The following is a 3,466-nucleotide window of genomic DNA, read 5'->3' as shown; positions in this document are numbered from 1 at the left end:
ACTGGGTCCATTCAGCATATCCTGTTGGGGATGGCTGCTGAAAAGAATCTCGGTGATGCCCATGCTCTTGATAATAATATCCAGCGCATGTCCCATGCAGAGGGAATGGCTGCACTGGAGGCCGGGGTTGTGAAGCTTCACTTGACCTCTGCACCTTTTATCTATCAGGAGAGGGAGCAGTCCAAGTATGTTGAGCTGCCGGAGGTTAATTCTGTATGGCCTCAGGGTAATACCTTCCTGGTGGCCATGGCGTCCACCTCCCTGGAGAAGGACAAGGAGTTATATGAGGCTGTACGGAAGGCTTTCCTCCAGTCAGTTGACTTCATTAATGCCAATCCTGATAAGACCGTGGCTATTGAGGAAAAATACCTGCAGCTGGACGAACAGGTAATCAAGTCATATATGAACAAGCCTGACTGCAAATTCTTCAATGATATCCGCGGCCTGGCAACAATGGCGTCCTTTATGAAGCGGGCGGGTTTTATTGACAATGATGTAACCAGGGAAAAATTCTGTTATGACGGGGTGGCCTGTGAGTAATAAATTTTTAAGTTCCAAGAAACAATATACAGGGATTGCTGTTCAGTTGGTGTTTTTGCTTGTTTGCGGTATTGCCTGGCAGTGGTATGCAACATCAAGGAATATCATGGGATTTCCCCCTTTGGATGTGATAGTATCCCACCTGGTGGATTCCTTTACCAGTCCCAGACAGCCGATTTTGGTGTATATGGCCCATTCCTTTCTCCTGATAGTGGAAGGGATGTTTATCGGTGCCGTGGCAGCAGTGATTTTGTCAGGGCTGTCGGTGTTGAACAATGTGATCGGGGCCATCTACAAGCTTTTGATTTCCATATTTGATTTGCTTCCCGGGGTGGCTTTGCTGCCTATTTTGATGATTACCATCGGGGCAAATGACATGTCCATCCTGATTCTGGTAATCCATTCCGTGCTGTGGCCAATGTCGCGGTATATCATGGACGGGTTCCGTATGATACCAAAGACATATATAGAAGTGGGGAAAAATTTCGGGCTGGGAATGTACAGAATGCTGGTGGATGTATACATTCCGGCATCCTTCGCCAATGTGCTCTCCGGCCTTAAGGTAGGATGGGCCAGGGCCTGGCGTGGCCTCATAAGTGCCGAAATGATTTTTGGTGCAGCTCAGTCGGCAGGCATCGGTGTATATATCAATAATGCACGCACCATATGGCTTGATTATCCCGGAGTTTATGGGGCTATATTCCTGATTATCCTGGTAGGAGTCATTGTGGAGTATGGTTTTTTCCATGTGATTGAATGCCGGACCGTGAAGAAATGGGGGATGATCAAATGAGTGATATATTATCAATCGTTGATTTGACCAAGCAGTATGCCTCCCCGCGTGGTAAGGCCGGTGTGCTGAATAATCTTAATCTTACTGTAGGGAAAAGTGAGTTCGTATGCATTTTGGGACCGTCAGGTTGTGGTAAGTCCACACTGCTTCGCTGTATAGCAGGCTTTGAGGATTATCAGGGGGAAATTGTCTGCAATGGTCATAAGGTGAAAAAACCATCCATAGACCGCATGATGGTTTTTCAGGATTACAACCAGCTGTTTCCCTGGAAAACGGTGGAGGACAATATCAAGTATGCCTTAAAGCTGCGCGGGGAAAAAGATAGTGATGCATTGGCAAGGAAGGTTGAGGAACTGTTGCATAATGTGGGGCTTTATGAGTACAGAAAGTTTTATCCCCATGAGCTTTCAGGAGGCATGAAACAGCGAGTGGCCATATCCAGGGCCAGGGCCATAAATCCTGAAATCGTGCTTATGGATGAGCCCTTTGCCGCCTTGGATGCTATTACCCGTAACCGTCTCCAGTGGAACCTTTATGAAATTTCCCGCCGGGAAAAGGTCACTGTTATGTTTGTGACCCATAACATCCAGGAGGCAATCACCCTGGGATCGCGCGTACTTATCATGAATAGTAATGGGGAAATTGTAGTTGATGAACAAAATCCGCTGCAGCAGCCTGTAAGACCGTCTACCCCAGGGTACGGCGAGCTGTGGGACAGGTATTCAAGAATACTGCAGGGGGAAGAAGGATAAATTGTTGGGCAACCACAGTGGATGCTTTCAGTGGGTGCAACAAAAAAGGAGCAGAATCATGTCGTTAATAAGCGCTGACAAGCCGTTCATCATAGCTGAAATGAGTGGCAATCACAATCAATCATTGGAGCGGGCACTGAAAATAGTGGAGGCGGCAGCAGAAACTGGTGTTGATGCAATAAAGATTCAGACCTATACTGCTGATACACTGACTATTGACAAGGAAACTGATGAGTTTTGCATATCCAATCCCAAGAGCCTTTGGTACGGGGAATCCTTATATAGTCTGTACCAAAAGGCATATACACCCTGGGAATGGCAGGAGAAAATTTTTCGTCATGCTGAGGAACTGGGACTGATATGCTTTAGTACACCTTTTGATGATACTGCAGTGGATTTTCTGGAGGGGGTTGGTTGTCCTATTTACAAGGTGGCCTCCTTCGAAAATGTTGATTTGCCCCTTATCCGCAAGGTGGCGAGGACCGGCAAGCCAATGATTGTTTCCACTGGTATGGCCAAGGTGGCAGAGCTGGATGAAATGGTCCGTACGGCCAGGGAAAATGGCTGCAGTGATCTCACTCTTTTGAAGTGTACCAGCAGCTATCCTGCTACTCCTGAGGGCAGTAATCTGAGGACCATTCCTCACATGAAGGAGCTGTTTGGATGCCGGGTAGGGCTGTCTGACCATACTCTGGGGATTGGGGCCTCTGTGGCCAGTATAGCCTTGGGAGCCATGGTGATAGAGAAGCATTTTACCCTGTCCCGGGCAGATGGTGGTGTGGATAGTGCATTTTCCCTGGAGCCTGAAGAAATGAGGCTTTTGGTGAGGGAATGCAATACTGCCTATAAGGCCTTGGGGGAGATTTCCTATGATGCCCAGAAGCAGGAATCCTTGCAGACCAGACGGAGCCTTTATATTGTCGAGGATATGAAAAAAGGTGATGTGCTGACTGAGAAGAATCTTCGCAGCATCAGGCCTGGACTGGGGCTTTTGCCTAAGTACTATGATGTGCTGCTGGGGAAGAAGGTCAATAGGGATATTTCGCGAGGCACCGGCCTCAGCTGGGATTTTATTGAGTAAAACCACTGGATATGATTTTGTATTACTTTAATGTGAGGAGAGCATGTTGAAGAATGAGAGCTTATACCTGCGGGTGGCCGATGAAAATGACAAGTTATTGCTGTTTGAGTGGTCCAACGATCCGGAGGTAAGGAAAAATTCCTTTAATACGGACAGTATTTCCTTGCCGGAGCATGAACAATGGTTGAAAAATGCCCTGGCAGATGAGAATACATTGATATATATACTGATGGAGAGGGATATTCCTGTTGGCCAGATAAGGCTGGTCCATGGGGATTGTTGGCAGGTGAATTACAGTAT

The 3,466-nt window shown here is 47.2% G+C and carries 4 protein-coding genes and 1 pseudogene; all 5 read left to right on the top strand.

The annotated features are described in order from the left end of the window. The coding region (locus tag K6C05_RS02135) for an MqnA/MqnD/SBP family protein (RefSeq protein ID WP_296730766.1) at positions 1-540 on the top strand (540 nt) is incomplete at its 5' end. Next, the gene (locus K6C05_RS02130) at positions 533-1,333 is read left to right on the top strand and encodes an ABC transporter permease subunit (protein ID WP_296730764.1); all 801 of its coding nucleotides are present in this window, start codon (positions 533-535) and stop codon (positions 1,331-1,333) included. The genes K6C05_RS02135 and K6C05_RS02130, both read left to right, overlap by 8 nt. Then, a complete protein-coding gene (locus K6C05_RS02125) occupies positions 1,330-2,085 on the top strand; it encodes an ABC transporter ATP-binding protein (RefSeq protein ID WP_296730762.1) in 756 nt (251 codons plus the stop codon). The genes K6C05_RS02130 and K6C05_RS02125 overlap by 4 nt, the downstream gene beginning before the upstream one ends. Before the next feature lie 58 nt (positions 2,086-2,143). Beyond that, positions 2,144-3,166 (top strand): pseudaminic acid synthase, encoded by a 1,023-nt coding sequence (gene pseI / locus K6C05_RS02120; RefSeq protein ID WP_296730761.1) that lies wholly within the window; start codon positions 2,144-2,146, stop codon positions 3,164-3,166. Positions 3,167-3,209: 43 nt separating this feature from the next. After that, positions 3,210-3,466, top strand: a pseudogene (locus tag K6C05_RS02115) (hypothetical protein); the annotation flags it as partial.

The organism is Anaerovibrio sp., assembly GCF_024697385.1.
Lineage (GTDB): Bacteria > Bacillota > Negativicutes > Selenomonadales > Selenomonadaceae > Anaerovibrio.
The sequence above is the reverse complement of the archived record's forward strand: the minus strand, read 5'-3'. Positions and strand labels throughout refer to the sequence as shown.

Excerpts from the sequence above, each read along its gene's own strand:
- pseI (WP_296730761.1), top strand. The coding sequence starts at position 2,144 with ATGTCGTTAATAAGCGCTGACAAGCCGTTCATCATAGCTGAAATGAGT.
- K6C05_RS02125 (WP_296730762.1), top strand. The coding sequence starts at position 1,330 with ATGAGTGATATATTATCAATCGTTGATTTGACCAAGCAGTATGCCTCC.